Here is a 21439-nt window from a genome sequence, read left to right as displayed (position 1 = left end):
TGAGAAGTCTTGAACTTCTCGCTGCTTAATAAAAATAGATATTATAAAAAAATCGTTATAAACAAAAGAAGGTGACCTTTTTAGACACCTTCTTTTTGTTATAATTACATGGAATTAATCAATTTTATAACGCTTTCTGTCATTTTCGTTTAAGTAAATTTTACGTAAACGCAATGATTTTGGTGTAACCTCAACATATTCGTCTTTTTGAATATATTCTAAAGCTTCTTCTAAAGAGAATTTAATTGCAGGAATAATTCGGGCTTTATCATCTGCACCAGATGAACGCACGTTTGTTAACTTTTTGGTTTTTGTTACGTTAACCGTCATATCATCTCCACGAGAATTTTCTCCAATAACCTGACCTTCATAAATATCTTCATTTGGATCTACAAAGAATTTACCACGATCTTGCAATTTATCAATAGAATAAGGAATTGCTTTACCATTTTCCATAGAAATCAATGAACCATTATTACGCCCGGCAATTTCACCTTTGTATGGCTGATACTCTAAGAAACGGTGCGCCATAATTGCTTCACCCGCTGTTGCTGTTAATAACTGGTTACGTAATCCAATTATTCCGCGCGATGGAATATTAAAAACAATAATCATACGCTCACCACGTGGCTCCATTGATAACATTTCGCCCTTACGTAATGTTACAAATTCTACTGCACGCCCTGATAAATTTTCAGGAATATCAATAGTTAATTCTTCAATTGGTTCACATTTAACACCGTTGATTTCTTTGATGATAACTTGCGGCTGGCCAATTTGTAATTCGTAACCTTCACGGCGCATTGTTTCAATTAAAACTGATAAATGTAGAACCCCACGGCCAAAAACCATAAATTTATCAGCAGAATCGGTTTCGTTAACACGTAAAGCCAAGTTTTTTTCTAATTCTTTATTTAAACGATCTTTAATATGGCGCGATGTTACAAATTTACCTTCTTTACCAAAGAATGGAGAATCGTTAATAGTGAATAACATGCTCATGGTAGGTTCATCAATTTTAATTGTTCCCAATCCTTCAGGATTTTCAAAATCGGCAATACAGTCACCAATTTCAAACCCTTCGATTCCCACAACAGCACAAATATCGCCTGCCTTAACTTCGGCAACTTTCATACGGCCTAAACCTTCGAAGGTATACAACTCTTTAATTTTTGATTTTACAACACCACCTTCACGTTTAATCAAAGAAATGTTCATACCTTCGCGTAAAACACCACGGTGTAAACGCCCAATTGCAATACGCCCGGTAAATGAAGAGAAATCTAAAGATGTTATCAACATTTGTGGTGTTCCTTCTTTTTCTTCTGCAGCAGGTACGTGTTCAATCACCATTTCTAACAATGCTTCCATAGAATTGGTTGGTTGCTTCCAATCGGTGCTCATCCAGTTGTTTTTTGCCGAACCGTAAACCGAAGGGAAATCTAGCTGCCATTCTTCCGCACCTAATTCAAACATTAAATCAAACACTTTTTCGTGTACTTCGTCTGGGGTACAATTTTCTTTATCAACTTTATTAATAACCACGCAAGGTTTTAAACCTAATTCAATAGCTTTTTGTAATACAAAGCGCGTTTGTGGCATTGGTCCTTCAAATGCATCAACAATTAGCAATACACCATCTGCCATGTTTAATACACGCTCAACCTCTCCACCAAAATCCGCGTGTCCAGGAGTATCGATAATGTTAATTTTTGTTCCCTTGTACTGAACCGAAACGTTTTTAGATACAATTGTAATTCCACGCTCACGTTCTAAGTCGTTGTTATCAAGGATTAAATCTCCAGTATTCTCATTCTCTCTAAACAATTGACAATGATACATAATTTTGTCTACCATGGTGGTTTTACCATGGTCTACGTGTGCAATAATTGCGATATTTCTTATTTGGGTCATAAAACTAAAGTTTCTCTTATTTTGCAGATGCTATTTAACAACAAAAAGCTCTCGGTTTAGGAGAGCTTAAGTGTTATATATCTCAAAACATTAACTAATTAAAGTGCGTTAACGTGTTTTGTTAATTTAGATTTTAAGTTAGCTGCTTTGTTAGAATGAATGATATTCTTTTTAGCTAATTTATCGATCATTGAAGTAACAACAACTAATTTTTCAGCAGCTTCTGTTTTGCTTTCAATTAAACGTAAAGCTTTAATAGCATTACGAGTTGTTTTGTGCTGATACTTGTTTAATACTCTCTTTTTTTCGTTGCTTCTGATTCTTTTTAAAGCTGACTTGTGATTTGCCATTTTTTAATCTTTTTAATTGTAATTAATTATTTTTAAAACTTTTAGTTAAAAAAGAAAAACCTCCCACATTAGCCAAGGCAAACACTTTGGTTTTAACTAATAAAATAATAACCGAGACACTGACTACTATTTTACAAAACTTATTTACAACTAACTGTAGCCCGTAAGGGAATCGAACCCTTCTTACCAGGATGAAAACCTGGCGTCCTAACCGATAGACGAACGGGCCATCGTTTTTTAGGTTTGATGGAAACCTTGTAGCCCGTAAGGGAATCGAACCCTTCTTACCAGGATGAAAACCTGGCGTCCTAACCGATAGACGAACGGGCCATCGTTTTTTAGGTTTGATGGAAACCTTGTAGCCCGTAAGGGAATCGAACCCTTCTTACCAGGATGAAAACCTGGCGTCCTAACCGATAGACGAACGGGCCATCGTTTTTTAGGTTTGATGGAAACCTTTGTAGCCCGTAAGGGAATCGAACCCTTCTTACCAGGATGAAAACCTGGCGTCCTAACCGATAGACGAACGGGCCATTGTTTTTAGGTCAATGGAAAACCTTTGTAGTCCGTAGGGGAATCGAACCCCTGTTACCAGGATGAAAACCTGGCGTCCTAACCCCTAGACGAACGGACCATTATTTAGTATTTGCGGTTGCAAAAGTATTAATATTTTTAAAACCTACAAATTATTTTTTACTTTTTCTATATTTAATAAGAACTTGTTGCTTTTTATTAGCGAGTGCAAATATCAACATAAATTTTTAATTCGCAAACTAAAATCTCAAAACAAATACAATATTTTCTAATTAAATTCTATCTTAATTATTAGAATCTACGTAATTATTTCAATTCTAAAATAATAAGGTACGGTATTTGATAAAATACAAAACTAACTTTAACGCTATGCATAAAAAACTACTTCCTTTTTCAATATCATTATTTTGTCTTCTTGGCAATATTACAAAAAGCCACGCACAACGTGAGATACATCCATTGGACCCCATGTTTACGTATGACTATGCGTTGAAATATTATGGAAATTTGACTTTGTATGGTTTTTGGTCTTTAGAAAATTTTAAAGCACCTAAAGATGTTCAAAGAATTGAACAATATGAAAGTTTTTATGATTGGAATGATTTTTACAGAAATAGAGATCGCATGCTGAATGGAGAAAAAAACATCTATTATTATAACAAAGAAACTGGTTTTTTAGAGCGTTCGATATATTTAGATAGAAACCATAAGATGAAATCCACTCATTTTTATAGTTACAAAACCGATAGTTTGCATTTAACCATTAGTATTAAAAACAACTACTTTGCACGTGATTTTACTACTAACACTATGCAGTACATTTACGATGTAAAAACAGAAAACTTGTTAGAAATTAGACACAATAATGATAACAAAGATTTTATTAAATATACTTATGATAAAAACCAAAAAGATTTAACAGGAGTTGAAGATAATAGCAATTGGCGAAGACAGGAAATAACAATATCTTATGATACACTTAAGCCTATAGATAAAATAAAATATTTCTACGAAATTGGTAATAATTATAAATTTAAGAACGATAGTGTTTATCTTAATAAAGAACACAACTTTGTTAACGTATATCAAAGAAAATTTGAACTTAAGACATTTGCTACAGGACACAGATTTGTTAGAGGACAAAGGGAATACTATGATAATCTCTCTAAAATAGAAACTGGTTATAATAATTTTAGTCCTAATCATATATTTTTTAGTGTGGGACATAATGAAAACTATCCTGCTCAACAAAAAGTCAACCCTTCCTCTATTTATTATCCTCAAACAGGAACATTTTTGTTTGATGAAGACGGAAAATTGTTTTTTGTAGAAGCACCTTATAAAACTATATATCGAAATATATTTTCGAGTTTTCATTCGCCTGAATATGGAGATGAAGAAAGTTTAAGTATTCTTGAGAAAAAAAACGATAATCAATGGGGATCGAATACTTATAACAAGGTTTATCTAAAAAAGAATCCATTAAGTTTTAAGAGGTTTTCTTACCATTTTAAAACAAAAAGGAAACAAAAAAAGAATTACAAAATCAAAAACGGTAGTATTTATAAAGATAATAAACCAATAATCATTTACAATTATTACAATTAAAAAACTCCGACGAAGTTTGAAACTTCGTCGGAGTTTTTGATTTTAGCTTATTACTTAAAACTTATAATTAATCTAAACGTTCAATTTTTGCGCCTAAAGCTAATAAACGCTCGTCGATATTTTCGTAACCGCGATCTATTTGATCTATATTTTGAATAACACTTGTTCCTTTTGCTGATAATGCTGCAATTAACAACGAAATACCAGCGCGAATATCTGGCGATGACATTTTGGTTGCTTTTAACTGCGATTTAAAGTCATGACCAATGATTACGGCACGGTGCGGATCGCACAAAATAATTTTTGCGCCCATATCAATTAATTTATCAACAAAGAACAAACGCGATTCGAACATTTTTTGATGTATCAATACTTCTCCCCTCGCTTGTGTTGCCACTACCAAAAAAATACTCAACAAATCGGGTGTTAAACCTGGCCAAGGAGCATCAGCTATCGTTAAAATAGATCCGTCTATATCACCTTTAATTTCGTATCCGTTGGTATGTGCAGGAATAAAGATATCGTCTTCGTTTACTTTTTCAATGGTAATTCCTAATTTTCTAAAAGCTGTTGGTATTACACCTAAATTTTCCCAACTTACGTTTTTTATGGTAACCTCGCTACGCGTCATTGCTGCCAAACCTATCCAAGATCCAATTTCGATCATATCCGGTAAAATCTGATGCGTACATCCTCCTAATTTTTCAACACCTTCTATGGTAATCAAATTAGAACCTACACCCGTAATTCTAGCTCCCATAGAATTTAACATTCTACAAAGTTGCTGTAAATAAGGTTCGCAAGCTGCATTATAAATGGTGGTAGTTCCCTTCGCTAAAACGGCTGCCATTAATATGTTTGCTGTTCCGGTTACCGAAGCTTCGTCTAACAACATATAAGCGCCGGTTAAACCATTTGGAGCCTCTACACCGTAAAAATATTCTTCGCGGTTGTATCTGAATTTCGCTCCTAAATTTATAAATCCTTCAAAATGGGTATCTAACCTACGACGACCAATTTTATCGCCCCCCGGTTTTGGGATAAATCCCTTGCCAAAACGCGCTAATAACGGACCTACGATCATAATAGAACCTCGTAATGATTTTCCTTCCTCGCGGAATTTATCGGATTCTAAATAATCTAAATCAATATTATTTGACTGAAATGTATAAGTATTTCGGTTTAATTTTTCTACAGCAACTCCTAAATTCTGCAACAAAGCAATAAGTTTGTTAACATCTATAATATCGGGAATATTAGAAATTGTAATTTTTTCATCGGTTAACAAAACTGCGCATAAAATCTGTAGTGCTTCATTTTTAGCCCCTTGTGGTTGTACAACACCGTTTAAAGTATGTCCGCCTTCAATTTTAAAAGTTCCCATTAATTTGAATTTCTATTTGTATTTTTAGATGAATTGTTACCGTTATTGTTGTTTGTATTTGATTTTTTCACAAACCTGTTATTTGCATTTTGCGTATTTGCCTGCTTGTTGTTAGGGTTGTTACGCTGCTGATTTAGGTTATTATTTCCTGAATTATTCCGGTTTTGAAACTGATTATTTCTATTGTTTGAATTCTGTGTTGATGTATTTCGATTTTGAAACTGGTTGTTACGAACATTCGGTTTCATTAAATTAACCGTATTGTTGCTGTCATCTAAATTCGATTTTAGATCGATCTTTCCACCCGATAATTCTTTTAAATGCTGGAAAATAACAGCATCGTCAATAGACTCGTTATTCCAGTTCACATAACTTTTTTTCATGTGGTTGGCAATTACCATAATCAGCGCTTCTTTGCGTTCGCCTTCTTCCCAAGTAACTGCTTCGTTGATCATATCAACAATATTAGATCCATAAAAACGATATTTATGATTGTTTCTTGGATATTCAATTAAGATAGGTTCGTTAAAATTGGTAACTGCTTTCGGCTTTTCGTAAGGCGAATCAACATCTAACTGAAAACGAGACATTTTAAAAAGCTGATCCCACAGTTTATGCTGAAAATCTAAAACATCACGCAAATGCGGATTTATAGTTCCCATGATATCAATTACTGCACGAGCCGCTTTGTTACGTTCGGCACTGTCTTCAATTAAAATAACCTGATCGATCAGTTTTTGTAAATGACGACCATATTCCGGCAACACCAAATCTTTACGATCGGTATTGTATTCCAAATTATTTATTGCTTCGGTTGGCTTAAATTTCATAAAATTTTATAAGGAAATAATTCCTTCTATAGTTGAAACTTCTTTGTATTTATCAATAATGGCATCGGCACTTGGCATTACCACGTTTATTGATACACTTGAATAGTTTCCGTTTTTAGATTTGTTTGTTGTAATCACTGCTCCCATATCATTAAAAGCTTTTTCAATTAAAGCAATTTTCTCTTCACTGGCAGGAACAATAAATTTATATAGATATTCTGCAGGCCACTTTTCGGTTGTATTTTCTAACTCGGTTTTAAGGCGCGTATAGAATTCTTCGGTTTTCTTGTCCATAAAATAAAATTATCTACAAATATACATTAGATTAAGGTAAATATACTAATATCCGTTTTAATTGAACAATTTAATTTTTCTGTGTAAATTTGCCCTTTGATTTTTTAAGGTGGATACTAAAACTATTTTACTTATTGGAGGTCCCGGCTCTGGGAAAACATCAATTATTAACGCACTTACAGCAAAAGGATACGTTTGTTATCCCGAAATTTCACGTCAGGTTACTTTAGAAGCACAAAAAACAGGCATTGACCAATTGTTTTTAAAAGAACCACTTTTGTTTAGTGAATTGCTTTTAAAAGGACGTATAGATCAGTTTAACAACGCCGTGAAAGAAGACACAACCTGTGTTTTTATAGATCGCGGTATTCCCGATGTTTTGGCGTATATGCATTACATTGGAGATGCCTACCCACCTGCTTTTGATGATGCCTGCAAAAACCACCGCTACACCAAAATTTTTATACTGCCGCCTTGGGAAGATATTTACGTGAGCGATAATGAGCGTTACGAAAATTTTGAACAGGCAAAACTGATCCACAACCATTTGGTAGAAACCTACGAAAGTTACGGTTACCAGCTAACCGAAGTGCCAAAAGCCGATTTGGATACAAGAATTACTTTTATATTGAATAATTTATAATTTTTCTTTATTTTTAAAGAAAAAACACCGCATTTTGTTTGAAGCTTTACATATTTTAAAAAAACATTGGGGTTATGATTCTTTTAGAATTCCGCAGGAAGAAGTAATAGAATCTGTTTTTCAGGGAAACGATACCCTTGCTTTGCTGCCAACCGGTGGCGGAAAAAGTATTTGCTTTCAGATACCGGCTTTAATGACCGATGGAATTTGTCTGGTAATTTCGCCTTTAATTGCGTTGATTGAAGATCAGATTAACCAGCTAAAAGATCGAAACATTAAGGCTTTATCCATATCGGGAAATTTATCAACAGAAGAAATTTCGAATTTGTTGGATAATTCGCTCTACGGAAATTACAAATTTCTGTACATTGCTCCCGAACGTTTAAAAAATGAATGGATTTTAAGCAGAATCATTCAGTTACCAATAAATTTAGTTGCTATTGATGAAGCGCACTGCATATCGCAATGGGGGCACGATTTTCGTCCGGCTTATTTAGATATCGGTAAGTTAAAAGAGTGGTTGCCCAATGTTCCGTTTATTGCACTTACGGCATCGGCAAACAACCGAGTTCAGCAGGATATCATAAATATTCTTCAACTTAAAAATCCAAAAGTTTTTAAAAAGACTTTTTTACGAAACGAATTGTACTACGGCGTATATCAGCAGGAAAATTCGGAAGAATTGTTGTTTCAAATCCTAAAAAAAAATCCTTCACCTGCAATTATCTATGTAAAAAGCAGAAAAGCTACCATTGAAGTGGCGCAGAATTTAAAATCGTACGGAATTTCTGCCGATTTTTTTCACGGTGGGTTGGATTTTAAATCGAAAAAACAAAAACTGAATGATTGGTTGAACGAAACCGTTTTGGTCATGGTAGCGACCAACGCATTCGGTATGGGAATTGACAAACCGAATGTTCGCAATGTTATTCACTTGCATATTCCCGACAATTTGGAAAGTTATTATCAAGAAGCAGGCCGTGCCGGTCGTGATGGCGAAAAAGCGTTTGCAACCCTATTATTGAGTTCAAACAGTATTCATCAGGCAAAAGGTTTTCACGATCTGAACAATTTGGAAATCGATTTTGTAAAAATGGTGTATAAACGTTTCGTAAATCATTTTCAAATTGCTTATGGCGAAGGTTTTAATGAAACGATTCGTTTTAATTTTAAAGATTTTTGTCAGAAATACAATTTACCGGTAAGCAAAACGTTTCATGCGTTTGAATTTTTAGATCGACAGTCGGTTTTAAGTTTTGAACAAGCATTTAAGTACAAAAACTATATTCATTTCTTAATAAATTCAAACGATGCCATTGCTTATTTCAGTAATCATTCGTTAGAAGAAATTTTGTTTTTAAGCATTTTGCATCATTACCGCGGCATCCAAGACGGCGATACGGCTATTGATATCGATGTTTTATCGAAACATACAAAAATGCCCAATCAAAAGATTATCGAAACCATAGAATCTTGGGTTTTAAAAGGATTTTGCACGTTTACACAGGCTCCAAACGACACCAACGTTATTTTAACCGAAGTACGCGAAGACGATATTACCATTAACCGCGTTGCAAAAAATCTAACACAGTTTAATGCCATAAAAGATCAGCAATTTAAAGCGATGTTGCAATATGTTACCAACACAAACGTTTGCAAAAACAAAATCCTTTTAAATTATTTCGATGAAGATTATAACGAAGACTGTGGTAAATGTTCAACTTGTATTCAAAATAAAAATTCAAAAAACAGCAGCAATTTAGTCGACGAAATAAAAACGGAACTTAAAAATTATCCAAAAGATCATGTTTTTGAATTGGCAGATTTAAAGTCGATCTATATTCATAAATCAAATTATTTAGCACAGGCATTAAAAGAATTAGTCGAAGAAGGCGAATATCTGTACAAAAATGCCACATACATAAAATTATAATGGAAAAATTACGAATTGTTTTTATGGGAACACCCGATTTTGCGGTGGGAATTTTAGATACTATTTTAAAGAATAACTACGAAGTTGCTGCAGTTGTAACAGCTCCGGATAAACCAGCTGGTCGCGGACAAAAGTTAAACCAGTCTGCAGTTAAAGTTTATGCAGAAGAAAACAACCTGAAAGTTTTACAGCCAACCAATTTAAAATCAGAAGATTTTTTGGCAGAATTAGCAGCATTAAACGCTAACCTGCAAATTGTTGTCGCTTTTAGAATGTTGCCAAAAGCCGTTTGGCAAATGCCAAAATTAGGTACATTTAACCTGCATGCGTCTTTATTACCCGATTATCGTGGTGCTGCACCAATTAACTGGGCTATTATTAACGGAGAAGAAAAAACAGGTGTATCTACCTTTTTTATTGATGAAAAAATTGATACCGGTGCCATTATTTTAAAGAACGAAACAGATATAGTCGAAACCGAAACTGCTGGTGAATTACATGACCGTTTGATGTTTTTAGGTGCAGAAACAGTTGTTGAAACATTAAAGTTAATTGAAAACAATCAGGTTAAAACAACTATTCAACCTGCCGAAGAAACAAAAACGGCTTATAAATTAAACCGTGAAAACTGCAAAATCGATTTCAACAAATCAAGCAAAGAAGTTTACAATTTAATTCGCGGGTTAAATCCGTATCCATCGGCATATACTATTTTAAGCGATAACGGTAACGAATACAATATTAAAATTCACGATGTTACTTATATTATAGAAGAACACGATTTTAAACCTGGCAAATTTATCGCATCAAAAAAGACCATTCGTATTGCAACAAATGATGGATTTATCGAAATTTTGTCGTTACAATTCCCCGGAAAAAAGAAAATGAAGACCGCAGAATTGCTTAACGGAATGCAATTTTCTGACAACGCAAGCTGTAATTAGCCATTTTAGTAGCTTTTTTTTGCTATTTTTCGCACTTTTTCACAAAAAAAAGTTGTGTAAATCAATTTAACTTTTAAATTTGTATATGTTAAGATTAACTCAATTAAAAAAATTATTATGAACAAAACACAATTAATCGACGCAATTGCGGAAGATGCAGGAATCACAAAAGCAGCTGCTAAATCAGCATTAGAATCATTTTTAAAAAATGTAGGTGAAACTTTAACAAAAGGAGACAAAATTTCTTTAGTTGGTTTCGGATCATGGTCTATTTCTGAAAGAGCAGAAAGAGAAGGAAGAAATCCACAAACTGGAAAATCTATTAAAATTGCTGCTAAAAAAGTAGTTAAATTTAAAGCGGGTGCTGATTTAGATGGTGCTGTTAACACACCAGTTAAAGCTGCAGCTAAAAAGAAAAAATAATTTTCTTTTACAAATAATGAAAAACCACCTGCAAAGCGTGGTTTTTTTTATTTTTTTATTTATTTTTAAATAAAAAATTTTTATGAAGCAGCTAACACCCACTAAAGGAAAGCTATTAATATCGGATTCTTCGATTTTATTAGATGCGGTTTTTAGTAGAACGGTTTTACTATTAGCTGAACACAACGCGAAAGGCAGCGTAGGTTTTATCTTGAATAAGCCTTTAAATTTGTCGTTACAAGACATTATTCCAGAAGCACATACCAATTTCAGAATTTACAACGGTGGTCCGGTTGAACAAGACAATCTGTATTTTTTGCACACTATTCCTTCACTCATTCCGAACAGTATCGAAATTAAAGACGGTATTTTTTGGGGTGGAGATTACGAAGCTTTGTTTGATCTTTTAAAAAGCAATAAAGTTGCACAGACAGATATTCGCTTTTTCTTGGGATACAGCGGTTGGGAAGAAAGTCAGCTACAAGACGAAATTAACCAGAAAGCATGGACCTGCATTGAAAACCAGTATGGTGATCATTTATTAGAAAAAACTCCTTCCAAATTATGGAAAGAGTTAATGATTGATCTTGGGGATGAATTTATTATTTGGGCAAATGCACCTGAAGATCCCGTTATGAATTAAATTTTATCTGAGCGTTCAGTTTCATCAATAAACTATTTGCGATTGTATTCGCGAACATTTTCTTGCGATATTGCGTAATTGATTGAATTCCGACAGCAATATTGGTTAAAAAGATTTCATCTGCCTTCTGTAATTCAAAAGGTGAAATTGAACGTTCTTCAAAGGTAAGATTCTCCGTTTTATTTATAATCTCAATTAATTTCTTTCTTATAATTCCGTTTTTACAGCCATCGGCAATTGGTGGCGTACTTATAACATTATCTTTAATTAAAAAGATGTTTCCGTTAATCGCTTCAATAACATTTTTTTCATCGTTAATCAGCAAACAGTTTTCGTAACCATTTTCTTGAGCAAAAATACTGGCAGTAATATTTATTAAACAACTTGTAGTTTTCAAGGTGCTTAACAAATGTTTAGATATGTGGAAATCTTTAAAAAGTTCAACTTCGTACTTACCCGTTGTATTTACATAAACCGAACCTGTACTTTCTGCAACAATTACAAAACTCACGGTTCTTTGTTCAGGTTTGTATCTGCCCTCGCCGTTTCTAAATACGGTTAAACGTACACGTGCATTGGTTAGATTTAATGCATTAATGGTTTTTAAAATCTCGCTTTCAAGATATTCCAACGTAAATTCAAGCGGAATCTCCATGCGTAAAATACGCATAGATGCCATCAGCCTAAAATAATGATCTTCTAAAAAAAGTACTTTTCCGTCTAAAACCTTCAATGTTTCAAAAACGGCATCGGCGTATAAAAAGCCTCTATTTTGTTCAATATTTTCGTTTGACTGCGCTACTAAATTTCCATTAAAATTAATCATAAAAAAAGCTCTGAAATTTTCAGAGCAAATATAAGGCTTTAATTATGCAGACCCTAACACTTTTTTTAAATCGGCAATTTGGTTGTCCCACAATTGCGTTTGATCTTTTATTTCGCTGTCCTCGGCAAAATCGGTTACCATTAAGGTTACGTCTTTTGTAAGTTCGTCCAAAACAATTCTTAATTCAAAAAAATAGTCGGTTTCTTCTTCGTCTTCTTCCAACCAACGGAATTTTACTTTTTCATCGGTTTTCTTTGTAACTAATTTTGCTTTCTCTTCACTATCGCCCCAAATAAAAGTAAAAAATTCTCCGCGCGAATTTACATTATCGGCAAACCATTCTGTAAGTCCAGATGGTGTTGAAATATACTGGTACAATAACTGCGGTGAGGCAGTTATAGGATACTCTATATCAAATTTTGTTTTCATAGCTTATTTTTTCGAAATATATAAAAAATAAAGCTATTACCAAATATTTTTGTTAAAAATAAATCAGCCTAAATAAAACAAGCGTAATTGTTTAAAATTACGCTTGTTTTTGTCTCTTTTTTATCTAAAATTAAAATGTATAACGTGCTGTTACTCCGCCGTTAAAGAAAAAACCGTGATGATGATTAATTCCTTCTGTAATATGAGCAGTTGGACGTAGATCTACGGAAAATGCAAATGGAGCACTTTTCAACTTATAATCTACACCACCGGTTGGAAAAATCCCTACACTTAAGCCTGAATAATCATCATGATCAGAAAAAGAGTTTGCGAAAACCAAACCACCACCAACATACCATTTAAATCCATCGATATCGCCAATAGGAAAATGGTGTTGATACGCTCCAGAAAGTGAAACATTGGTCCATTTATGTTTCCCATTCCAATAAGAATTTGAATAAGGTCTAAATGCTAAATTAAATTCCAACGCTCCCGGCTGTGTAATGAATGTTTTAAATGAAGCCCCTACAGCATCATAATAACCCGATCCTAAACGAATACCAATTGAATTCTTGTAATCTTGTGCAAAAGCACCACCGGCAATCATTAAAGATGCCATTAATAAAATCTTTCTCATAATATTTCTTTTTAAAATTTAAACCAACTAGCATATTGGTACTAAATCTGCAATTTATAATTTTAAAAATAATAAAAATTCGTCATATTATGTCGCCTTTCTCACTTATTTTTACAATAAAATATAATATGACCGGCTTTTTAATTTCCGTTAGCGTGCTTTTAAGTGCAATTTGTTTGTACTTACTTTATAAAAATTCACTATTAAAACGACATTCAATTTCTTCTGAAAACGCTATTAACCAAACAAATGAACAGTTAATAAATCAAAAAAGTTTGAATCAAGATTTAAAAATTCGAAATGAAATTTTATCGAATGAACTTATCGTTTTCAAAGAAAATCAACACATATTATCAAATGATTTAAAAGTACTGATAGAAGAAAAACTGAATATTGTAGCAGAAAATAGTGTTTTAAAAGAAAAATTATTATTTCAAAAAACAGAAATCGAACATTTACACAACCAGACAACATTACAGTTTGAAAATATCGCGCAGAAATTACTGGAAGAAAAATCGGAACGGTTTACCGCTGCCAACAAACAAAATATTGATGCCATTTTACAGCCTTTGAGTGAAAATATCGAACGGTTTAAAAAGCAGGTGGAAGAAACTTATGATAAAGAATCGAAAATTCGGTTTTCTTTAGACGAACGCATTAAAGAATTAATGCTGCAAACCAATAAAATTAGTACTGAAGCTACCAATTTGGCAAATGCACTAAAAACAAACCATAAAAAACAAGGCGATTGGGGCGAACTTATTTTAGAGAATATCTTACAAAAATCGGGCTTGGTTAAAAATCGTGAATATCGTACGCAAAGTAATTTGGTTACAAACGAAGGTAAAAATGTACGTCCGGATATTATTATTGATTTACCAAATAACCGTTCTATAATTGTAGATTCAAAGGTTTCGCTGAATGCTTATGATGCTTACTGCAATAGCGAAAGTACTGAAGAACAGACTATTTATCTGAACAATCATTTAAAGGCTTTGCGTTTGCATATTGATGAATTAAGTGCGAAGAATTATAATGATTTAATTGACGGATTGGATTTCACGATGTTATTCATTCCTATTGAACCTGCGTATTTACTGGCATTACAAACCGACACTAATTTATGGAATGATGCGTACAAAAAGCGTATTTTATTGATTAGTCCCACAAACTTGATTGCTTGCTTAAAATTGATTTCAGATTTATGGAATAAAGACAAACAAGATAAATCGGCACAAAAAATTGTAAAACAAGCCGAAAAAATCTATGAAAAAACAGTTCTTTTTACCAAAAGTTTTGAGCAGGTTGGCAAGCAAATTCAACAGGCACAGGATTCGTATTTAAAAGCACAGAATCAGTTAAAAGATGGCAGAGGAAACATTCTTTCACAAACAAATCATTTGTTGAAATATGGAATTTCGCCTAAAAATGTTCTGAATGATTTTAATGATGAAGATGATTCTGAATTTATAGCATAAAAAAAATCGAACATTATGTTCGATTTTTTTTATTGTGATATTTTGTAAACTACACGTGTAACGCTCTATTTTCTGTAGCAGCCAAAGCAGCTTCTTTAATAGCTTCTGCAAAAGTTGGGTGTGCATGTGACATACGAGAAATATCTTCTGCCGATGCGCGGTATTCCATTGCAACAACTGCTTCTGCAATTAAATCTGCAGCACGAGCACCAACAATGTGGAAACCTAATATTTCGTCGGTAGTTTTATCTGCCAAGATCTTAACAAATCCGTCTAAATCAGAAGATGCACGTGCGCGACCTAAAGCTTTAAATGGAAACTGACCAACTTTGTATTCTTTGTTTTCGGCTTTTAATTGCTCTTCTGTTTTTCCAACAGCAGCAACTTCTGGCCAAGTATATACAACACCAGGAATCAAATTATAATCGATATGTGGTTTTTGACCTGCTAATTGTTCAGCAACCATAACACCTTCTTCTTCTGCCTTGTGCGCCAACATTGCTCCACGAACAACATCGCCAATTGCATAAATATTTGAAGCTGATGTTTGTAAATGATCGTTTACTTCAACCTGACCTCTTTCTGTAATTTTAACTCCGGCTTTATCAGCATTCAATCCATCAGTGTACGGACGACGACCAACGCAAACCAACGCATAATCTCCATCTAAAGAAATCACTTCGTTTTTAGTGTTTAAAGCTTCAACCAAAACAGCATCGCCGTTTCTTTCAACTTTTTGAACTTTATGCGAAGTGTAGAATTTCATTCCTGCTTTCTTCAACACTTTTGTCAATTCTTTAGAAACAGCTCCGTCCATAGTAGGTAACACGCGGTCTGCGTATTCTACAACAGAAACTTGTGCGCCTAAACGTAAATAAACCTGACCAAGTTCTAAACCAATGACACCACCACCAATAATGATTAAGTGTTTAGGTATTTCTTTTAACTTTAATGCTTCGGTAGAAGTAATAACACGTTCTTTATCGATAGTAATAAAAGGTAAAGAAGATGGTTTAGATCCTGTTGCAATGATGGTATTTTTTGCAGAAATCTGCTCTACAGAACCATCATTTTTTGTAACATTAATTGTAGTTGCATTTTCAAAAGATCCAACACCCTCAAAAACGGTAATCTTGTTTTTATCCATTAAAAACTTAACGCCACCACAAGTTTGATCAACAACTGCCTGTTTGCGGGCAATCATTTTTTCTAGATCGATTTTTACATCACCCGGTAATTCAATTCCGTGATCTGCAAAATGTTTAATTTCATCAACATGGTGCGATGATGCCAATAAAGCTTTAGAAGGAATACATCCAACATTTAAACAAGTACCTCCTAAAGTTGCGTATTTTTCAATGATTGCAGTTTTCATTCCCAATTGTGCGCAACGAATTGCCGAAACATATCCGCCCGGACCAGAACCTATTACAACTACGTCAAATGAATTCATATTTTATATTTTTTAGTGTAAAATTAAAAGTTGTACAAAAGTACGATTTATTATTTTGATTGATAATTAAATAACTGTTTTTACAGCTTTACCATATTTTGAGCCAACGTTTCAATGAACTTACCAATTGGTCCTTTAATCATCATTGCCATCATTGGGTTAAAATCGCCTTCGAAAAACAACTGAACATTAGTTTCTTCTGCAGATTTTTCATCTAATTTGGCAATTAAGGTAAATGGCAGTTTACTGCTTGCCGCACCTAAAACAACTTCGGTATTTGGTGTAGCACTTTTTTTAACCAGCTTAATTTCGGGCATTCCTTTTAAAGCAAATTCAAAGCAGTTTTCATCTATCACTTCAAACTTTGCAATGTTTTCGGGCATTAACTTTTCGAAATTTTTAATATTGCCTAAAGCATCAAACAAATACGCTGATGATTTTTGAACAGTTACTATCGGACTTTCTAAATTCATAATTTATATCTTTTTAAACTCCCCAAACAGAAGGATCTTTACTCCAATCACTCAAAGTAGCAACTTCTTCTTGCGAGATATAATTTTTTTCTACCGCCGCTTTTAACAACGTTGGATAATTGCTTAATGTTACCAACTGTATGTCTGCATTTTTAAAATTTTCTGCAGCAACATCAAATCCATACGTAAAAATAGCAGCCATTCCTAAAATATTGGCATCGGCAGCACGTAACGCATCAACTGCCTGCAAACTGCTCTTTCCGGTGCTGATTAAATCTTCAACCACAACTACGCTTTTACCAGCTTCAAACTGACCTTCGATCTGATTTTGGCGACCGTGCTTTTTTGGTTCCGGGCGAACGTAAACAAAAGGCAGTTCTAACGCTTCGGCAACCAACAAACCAATACCAATGGCACCGGTAGCAACGCCTGCGATATAATCTGGCTTACCAAATTTCTCTACAATGTTTGCAGCAAATTCGTTCTTTAAAAATTTTCTAATCTCTGGAAATGAAAGAGTTATGCGATTGTCGCAATAAATTGGCGATTTCCATCCTGAAGCCCATGTAAAAGGATTTTTAGGATTTAATTTAATTGCGTTTATTTGTAAAAGCAATTCGGCCGTTTTCTGTGCTGTATTGTCGTTAAAAATCATACTATATTATTTTTACCCCTAAGTCAATTTTGCTTTTTAAACAACTGATATTCTTTTACTTACAATTGTTGGTAGTAAATTTATTTTATCTTTCTAATTGCTTTTTATACTTTTATTGTAATTAAATTACACTATTTTACAACAAAAGTACAATAAAACTCCAATATGAAAATCGTAATAAAACTTAACAAATCAAACGGAGATCGTGGCAATGGTTATGAACTTATAATTTACTGCAATCATCTTCGTGAACGAAAGCAAAAAGTGATTGGGTTTTCAAAATTAGAACATTTTAACGAAGAAATGCAACTAATAAATGAAAAACATCCCGATTACGAAGAATTATTGCCGCGTTTAATGGATTTAAAGCTAAAAGCCCGAAAATTGCTTGCGAAAGGTTGTGTAAATGTAAATGAAGCAATGGCGGTTTTGTTTGACGAAGAGGTTGATGAAATTTCTTTTATTAAGTTTTGTGAAGATTTTATTGCCGAAGATTTAAAAGCGGTTGCCGAAGCCGAAAAGCGTGGTGATTTAATTTTACGGAACCGTATTAAGGGAAATGCAGATGCGAATAAAAACTCATTGAATCAGTTTAAGAAATTTTACCCGGATATTAAATTTGCCGAAATTGATTATAACAAGATTATGCAGTTTAGAAAACGGTATGAAAATGCCGGAGCAACCCGTAAAACCATACAGCATTATATTAGTCATTTAAAGGCAATGTATAATAAAGGAATCCGCAAATACAATTTAGAAGATAAAACACCCTTTAAAAATACTATGGACAACTTAAAGGTAAAGAGTTTTGATTCTAAAAAGAAGTACCTGGATATAAAAGATATTGCGCGTTTTGAAAATTACCAGACAGATCTGCCTGCACGCCGTAGGTATATGGATATTTTTTTGCTGCAGTTTTATTTCGGCGGTTGCGATTTGACTGATTTATACTTTTTAAAGAAAACAGCTTTATTTAAGGACCGTGTAATTATACAGCGAAGTAAAACTGAACAGGTAACCAACTTAAAGGTGCACCCAAAGGCAAAAAATATTATTAGCAAGTATAAAGCTGCTGATGGCGATTGGTTGTTTCCGTGGGGTAAAACAAGTAGAGAATACAGCACCTTTATTCATAAGTACCGCACCAGCTTAATTGCTATGCAAAAAGATTTAAAGGTAGAGATTTTGCCAACCGGTGGTAATATTGGGGTTAAAGTAGTGCGCCATACTTTTGGTAACCGCGCAAAGCAGTTGATGATCGATGCTGATATTATCCGCGAGCTTATGGGCCATGTGCGCGATGATATTGATAATTTTTATAAAGATAAGTTTAGCGAAACCGTGCGCGATGAAGCGTTGTTTAAAATTATTGATACCGATGGTATATAAAAAATCCCGCCAATTGGTGGGATTTATAATTTATAAGCGTTGTTATGTATTAATGTGCTGTGGAACATGTTGAATGTTTCGTGTGTGGTTATGTTTGTAATTGTGTAAACTGCTAAATCAATATTAAAATATGGGTTTCCTATTTGGTAGTTTGATTCCGTTACCGTGTAGATATTTTGATTATACATTATTCTATCACCTTCTAAAATTGGTGTACTGAGTGTTATTAATTCCATAGTTATTTTGTTTTTAATTAGCGTTTGTTTCTTTTAAATAATTAATAAAAGCGCTGCATGTTACTAGCATGTATTTTGCTTCGGCTAATTTTATTTTATCAGTTGTGTCGCCGGGTTTTAGCCCATGTCTTATTGCTCCAGTGTTATTTGAATAGCCGTAAATTCTCAATATGGATTCTTTAATTTGCTTATCTAAGCCGTGATTGTGTTCTAAATTGTTTAAAGAGTTTCCAAAGCTGATATTAGGGTCTTTAAAGAAAACTTTAAAATACGATTCTATTGCTGAAATTGATTCTTTTATTGAATTGCTAAAGTCCGGTGCTTTCTTATCGGATAAAAGCTCTAATGCTTTATTAAGGTGGGAAGAAACTGTGTTGTATTCATCAGTATTAATTACTGCTTCTTCTATAGCTTCTATTTCTTGTTCGTTAGTTATAGGAGAAAATAATCCATTTATAAAACGGTATCCTGATAAATTGGATTCTAACGCGTCGTTTAATAGTTCTGTCGTGTATTTTCTGTGTTCTAAATTATCAAATTCATCTGGTATTTCAAAGTTTGCAAAAATGAATTCGATTATGTCGTATATATAGTACCATCTATCAAATTTTGAATAAAGATGACTATTTATATTTTGAATATTATGTTCAATATTAATAGATTGGTTGTCTATTTTATTTTTAAAATAATACAACCATAAAAGTGTAAAAAGTTTATAATGCTCTAATCTACATTCGTCTAAAAATTGATAGTTCTTTTTTGGTTCGTCTAGATACTGTAAGTATAAAACATTCCAAAGTTCATTTTTTAATTCCAAATCCACACTTTCTGTCTGTATTGTATTGCGTGGTTCTTTAAAACCCATTCTTTCTGAAAATTTCATAAGCTTTTTTTTTTATCTAGTTATTTATCGGTGTAAGTTCTTCTTTTAGTTTGTTGTCTACCAATCTTCTCTTTTGCTTGGAATATTTTCGTTTTGAATAAATTGCTGCAGTTGCTTATTTAAATTGTTGAAATATTCGGGCATATCGCTAATGAAATGCTGATATTTCGGGCGTAATTTTCCGTTATTTTTGTACATGTTAGCTGTAACGTACTCAAAATTAACATCATCCCAGCCGTGCGGTCCGTAACCGGTATATGGAATGTATTGTTGCAATTTTATTAATTCAAATTTATACCTTCCGTCTTTGAAAGATAGTTCTACTGTAAATTTTCCGTTGTTGCAAATGGTGCCTATGGTTTCCCAGCAAACAAGATGTTCTTTCGCTCCTTCAAAACGAATGTATTCGTTTTCTATTTTTGCCATTAAAACATCATTCGGCGAATTAAACGTGTACGAAATCCAGTTAAGGGCTTTTTGATACATTTCTTCTGCTGTTTTGTTTTCACAACTGGTAATTATTGTGTTCTGAAATTCTTTACCTGAAAATGCAATCTGCGCAAATGAAATATTTACGCCTGAAACCAATAATAAAAATAGTAGTGTTTGTTTCATAATGGTAACTTTTAAACTTCGTTATTCTCTAAAAAATCTTTCTTTGCTTCTAAAGTAATATTAATTATTTCGTTCAACAAAAAAATCTGTTCTTCGTAGCTGCTTATGTATTTTTCGTAGGTTACTTTTTTGGTTGGATCCTGTTCTATTTTATTTTCGAATTTTAAAATTTCTTCTTTAATTTTTTCAATTTCTTTTTTCGATTCTGCAATTTTTTTATCAAACCCCGTTTCGTAAACCGCTTCCGGTTCGTTTACGATGTTTTTATTTTGTGCATTTTCGTTAAGCAAGTTGTTTAATATTGTGCTTTTTGAATCTGGAATTTTGCCGCCTTTTTCGTAATTTATGATTGTATTTCTACTTACTCCAATCAAATTCCCAAGTTCTTCCTGTGTTAATTGTAGTTTTTTACGAATTTCTTTTACGTCTAAAGTGTTCATTTATAGCAATTTGTATTTTATTTCGTGTTAAATTGTAAAATATTGTGCATTTTTATTGTTTAATGTAAAATATTGTGCATATATTTGACATTATAAATTTTACTGCACAATTTTACAGTGTGAAAATACAAAATTTGTACCAAACTTTTACAAAATTGTGCATTTTATTAAACAAATTGTGTAATGAAGACTTATGTTTTAATACCTAAAAATGAAAGAATGCACAGCCAAATACGTGCTGTTTGGGTTGTGAATGAATTTAGGCATAAAGGATATAACACGCAAAAGCAGTTTTTAAATATTGTGCATTTGTGTTTGCCGGAATTAAACAACGAAAAAGATACCAAAAATTTAAGGCTGTTTTGGATGTTCCGCAGTTTGAAATTTTTAGACGAATTAGAAAACTTAATTAAAAAGCTATAGCC

23 protein-coding genes and 5 tRNA genes are annotated in these 21439 nt (G+C 33.2%); 9 read left to right on the top strand and 19 right to left on the bottom strand.

The features are described 5' to 3' along the window. Nucleotides 1-114: 114 nt before the first annotated feature. The 7 genes from typA to BM253_RS12370 form a co-directional block, all read right to left on the bottom strand. Nucleotides 115-1914: a translational GTPase TypA gene (gene typA, locus BM253_RS12400; RefSeq protein ID WP_091524780.1), complete on the bottom strand. Its 1800-nt coding sequence runs from the start codon at nucleotides 1912-1914 to the stop codon at nucleotides 115-117. Between the two features lie 98 nt (nucleotides 1915-2012). Beyond that, nucleotides 2013-2264 (bottom strand): 30S ribosomal protein S20, encoded by a 252-nt coding sequence (gene rpsT, locus BM253_RS12395; protein WP_091524777.1) that lies wholly within the window; start codon nucleotides 2262-2264, stop codon nucleotides 2013-2015. A gap of 157 nt (nucleotides 2265-2421) precedes the next feature. Beyond that, nucleotides 2422-2493 (bottom strand) — tRNA-Glu (locus BM253_RS12390). A gap of 29 nt (nucleotides 2494-2522) precedes the next feature. Continuing rightward, a tRNA-Glu gene (locus tag BM253_RS12385) sits at nucleotides 2523-2594 on the bottom strand. 29 nt (nucleotides 2595-2623) lie between these two features. Next, nucleotides 2624-2695: transfer RNA gene (locus BM253_RS12380), tRNA-Glu, on the bottom strand. Nucleotides 2696-2725: 30 nt separating this feature from the next. Beyond that, nucleotides 2726-2797, bottom strand: a tRNA-Glu gene (locus BM253_RS12375). Nucleotides 2798-2826: 29 nt separating this feature from the next. Beyond that, nucleotides 2827-2898: transfer RNA gene (locus BM253_RS12370), tRNA-Glu, on the bottom strand. Nucleotides 2899-3167: 269 nt separating this feature from the next. Between BM253_RS12370 and BM253_RS12365 the strand changes: the two genes are divergently transcribed. After that, nucleotides 3168-4406, top strand: a complete 1239-nt coding sequence (locus tag BM253_RS12365; RefSeq protein WP_143095651.1) for a hypothetical protein — start codon at nucleotides 3168-3170, stop codon at nucleotides 4404-4406. 67 nt (nucleotides 4407-4473) lie between these two features. Here the strand turns inward: BM253_RS12365 and murA are convergent, their stop codons facing one another. Genes murA through BM253_RS12350 form a run of 3 tightly spaced genes read right to left on the bottom strand, consistent with a single transcriptional unit; the run spans nucleotide 4474 to nucleotide 6914 of the window. Continuing rightward, nucleotides 4474-5790 (bottom strand): UDP-N-acetylglucosamine 1-carboxyvinyltransferase, encoded by a 1317-nt coding sequence (murA, locus tag BM253_RS12360; protein ID WP_091524769.1) that lies wholly within the window; start codon nucleotides 5788-5790, stop codon nucleotides 4474-4476. Then, nucleotides 5790-6620, bottom strand: a complete 831-nt coding sequence (locus BM253_RS12355; RefSeq protein ID WP_091524765.1) for a DUF4290 domain-containing protein — start codon at nucleotides 6618-6620, stop codon at nucleotides 5790-5792. The genes murA and BM253_RS12355 overlap by 1 nt, the downstream gene beginning before the upstream one ends. A 6-nt stretch (nucleotides 6621-6626) precedes the next feature. Next, nucleotides 6627-6914: a DUF493 family protein gene (locus BM253_RS12350; RefSeq protein ID WP_091524762.1), complete on the bottom strand. Its 288-nt coding sequence runs from the start codon at nucleotides 6912-6914 to the stop codon at nucleotides 6627-6629. Between the two features lie 109 nt (nucleotides 6915-7023). Between BM253_RS12350 and BM253_RS12345 the strand changes: the two genes are divergently transcribed. The 5 genes from BM253_RS12345 to BM253_RS12325 all read left to right on the top strand — a co-directional run bounded on the left by BM253_RS12345 (nucleotide 7024) and on the right by BM253_RS12325 (nucleotide 11500). Then, complete coding sequence (locus BM253_RS12345; protein ID WP_091524759.1) at nucleotides 7024-7557, top strand: AAA family ATPase; 534 nt, start codon at nucleotides 7024-7026, stop codon at nucleotides 7555-7557. 34 nt (nucleotides 7558-7591) lie between these two features. Next, nucleotides 7592-9490, top strand: a complete 1899-nt coding sequence (locus BM253_RS12340; protein WP_091524756.1) for a RecQ family ATP-dependent DNA helicase — start codon at nucleotides 7592-7594, stop codon at nucleotides 9488-9490. Beyond that, entirely contained in the window at nucleotides 9490-10434 is a 945-nt protein-coding gene (gene fmt / locus BM253_RS12335; protein ID WP_091524754.1) for a methionyl-tRNA formyltransferase, read from the top strand. Before BM253_RS12340 ends, fmt begins: the two co-directional genes overlap by 1 nt. Nucleotides 10435-10551: 117 nt before the next feature. Continuing rightward, complete coding sequence (locus BM253_RS12330) at nucleotides 10552-10857, top strand: HU family DNA-binding protein (protein WP_091524751.1); 306 nt, start codon at nucleotides 10552-10554, stop codon at nucleotides 10855-10857. An 82-nt stretch (nucleotides 10858-10939) separates the two neighbouring features. Continuing rightward, nucleotides 10940-11500: a YqgE/AlgH family protein gene (locus BM253_RS12325; RefSeq protein ID WP_091524748.1), complete on the top strand. Its 561-nt coding sequence runs from the start codon at nucleotides 10940-10942 to the stop codon at nucleotides 11498-11500. Here the strand turns inward: BM253_RS12325 and BM253_RS12320 are convergent. The 3 genes from BM253_RS12320 to BM253_RS12310 form a co-directional block, all read right to left on the bottom strand. After that, nucleotides 11490-12326 carry an aminotransferase class IV gene (locus BM253_RS12320; protein WP_091524744.1) on the bottom strand — a complete coding sequence of 279 codons (837 nt, stop codon included), beginning with the start codon at nucleotides 12324-12326 and terminating at the stop codon, nucleotides 11490-11492. The genes BM253_RS12325 and BM253_RS12320 overlap by 11 nt on opposite strands. Nucleotides 12327-12368: 42 nt before the next feature. After that, on the bottom strand, nucleotides 12369-12755 hold the full coding sequence (locus BM253_RS12315; protein WP_091524741.1) for an START-like domain-containing protein: 387 nt from the start codon (nucleotides 12753-12755) through the stop codon (nucleotides 12369-12371). 130 nt (nucleotides 12756-12885) lie between these two features. Further along, nucleotides 12886-13392, bottom strand: a complete 507-nt coding sequence (locus BM253_RS12310) for a hypothetical protein (RefSeq protein WP_143095650.1) — start codon at nucleotides 13390-13392, stop codon at nucleotides 12886-12888. Between the two features lie 275 nt (nucleotides 13393-13667). Here BM253_RS12310 and BM253_RS12305 point away from each other — a divergent pair, with 275 nt between their 5' ends. After that, complete coding sequence (locus BM253_RS12305) at nucleotides 13668-14870, top strand: DNA recombination protein RmuC (protein WP_177205779.1); 1203 nt, start codon at nucleotides 13668-13670, stop codon at nucleotides 14868-14870. A 49-nt stretch (nucleotides 14871-14919) separates the two neighbouring features. Here the strand turns inward: BM253_RS12305 and lpdA are convergent, their stop codons facing one another. The 3 genes from lpdA to pyrE all read right to left on the bottom strand — a co-directional run bounded on the left by lpdA (nucleotide 14920) and on the right by pyrE (nucleotide 17451). Continuing rightward, the gene (lpdA, locus tag BM253_RS12300; RefSeq protein WP_091524731.1) at nucleotides 14920-16323 is read right to left on the bottom strand and encodes a dihydrolipoyl dehydrogenase; all 1404 of its coding nucleotides are present in this window, start codon (nucleotides 16321-16323) and stop codon (nucleotides 14920-14922) included. Nucleotides 16324-16403: 80 nt separating this feature from the next. Then, nucleotides 16404-16796 (bottom strand): orotate phosphoribosyltransferase, encoded by a 393-nt coding sequence (locus BM253_RS12295; RefSeq protein WP_091524728.1) that lies wholly within the window; start codon nucleotides 16794-16796, stop codon nucleotides 16404-16406. A 13-nt stretch (nucleotides 16797-16809) separates the two neighbouring features. Then, complete coding sequence (gene pyrE / locus BM253_RS12290; protein WP_091524725.1) at nucleotides 16810-17451, bottom strand: orotate phosphoribosyltransferase; 642 nt, start codon at nucleotides 17449-17451, stop codon at nucleotides 16810-16812. 165 nt (nucleotides 17452-17616) lie between these two features. On the opposite strand from pyrE, the gene BM253_RS12285 reads away from it, so the two are divergent. After that, nucleotides 17617-18840 carry a tyrosine-type recombinase/integrase gene (locus BM253_RS12285; protein ID WP_091524722.1) on the top strand — a complete coding sequence of 408 codons (1224 nt, stop codon included), beginning with the start codon at nucleotides 17617-17619 and terminating at the stop codon, nucleotides 18838-18840. A 249-nt stretch (nucleotides 18841-19089) separates the two neighbouring features. Here the strand turns inward: BM253_RS12285 and BM253_RS12275 are convergent, their stop codons facing one another. The 3 genes from BM253_RS12275 to BM253_RS12265 are packed head-to-tail and all read right to left on the bottom strand — an operon-like array spanning nucleotide 19090 to nucleotide 21014. Then, entirely contained in the window at nucleotides 19090-19959 is an 870-nt protein-coding gene (locus tag BM253_RS12275) for an AbiJ-NTD4 domain-containing protein (protein ID WP_091524716.1), read from the bottom strand. Nucleotides 19960-20016: 57 nt separating this feature from the next. Continuing rightward, entirely contained in the window at nucleotides 20017-20574 is a 558-nt protein-coding gene (locus BM253_RS12270) for a DUF4468 domain-containing protein (RefSeq protein ID WP_091524712.1), read from the bottom strand. Between the two features lie 11 nt (nucleotides 20575-20585). Continuing rightward, nucleotides 20586-21014: a helix-turn-helix domain-containing protein gene (locus tag BM253_RS12265; RefSeq protein WP_091524708.1), complete on the bottom strand. Its 429-nt coding sequence runs from the start codon at nucleotides 21012-21014 to the stop codon at nucleotides 20586-20588. 183 nt (nucleotides 21015-21197) lie between these two features. On the opposite strand from BM253_RS12265, the gene BM253_RS12260 reads away from it, so the two are divergent. Next, entirely contained in the window at nucleotides 21198-21437 is a 240-nt protein-coding gene (locus BM253_RS12260) for a hypothetical protein (RefSeq protein WP_091524703.1), read from the top strand. Nucleotides 21438-21439: the final 2 nt, after the last annotated feature.

This window comes from Paenimyroides ummariense, assembly GCF_900115115.1.
Classification (GTDB): Bacteria; Bacteroidota; Bacteroidia; order Flavobacteriales; family Flavobacteriaceae; genus Flavobacterium; species Flavobacterium ummariense.
This window is presented reverse-complemented; position numbering and strand designations above follow the sequence as displayed.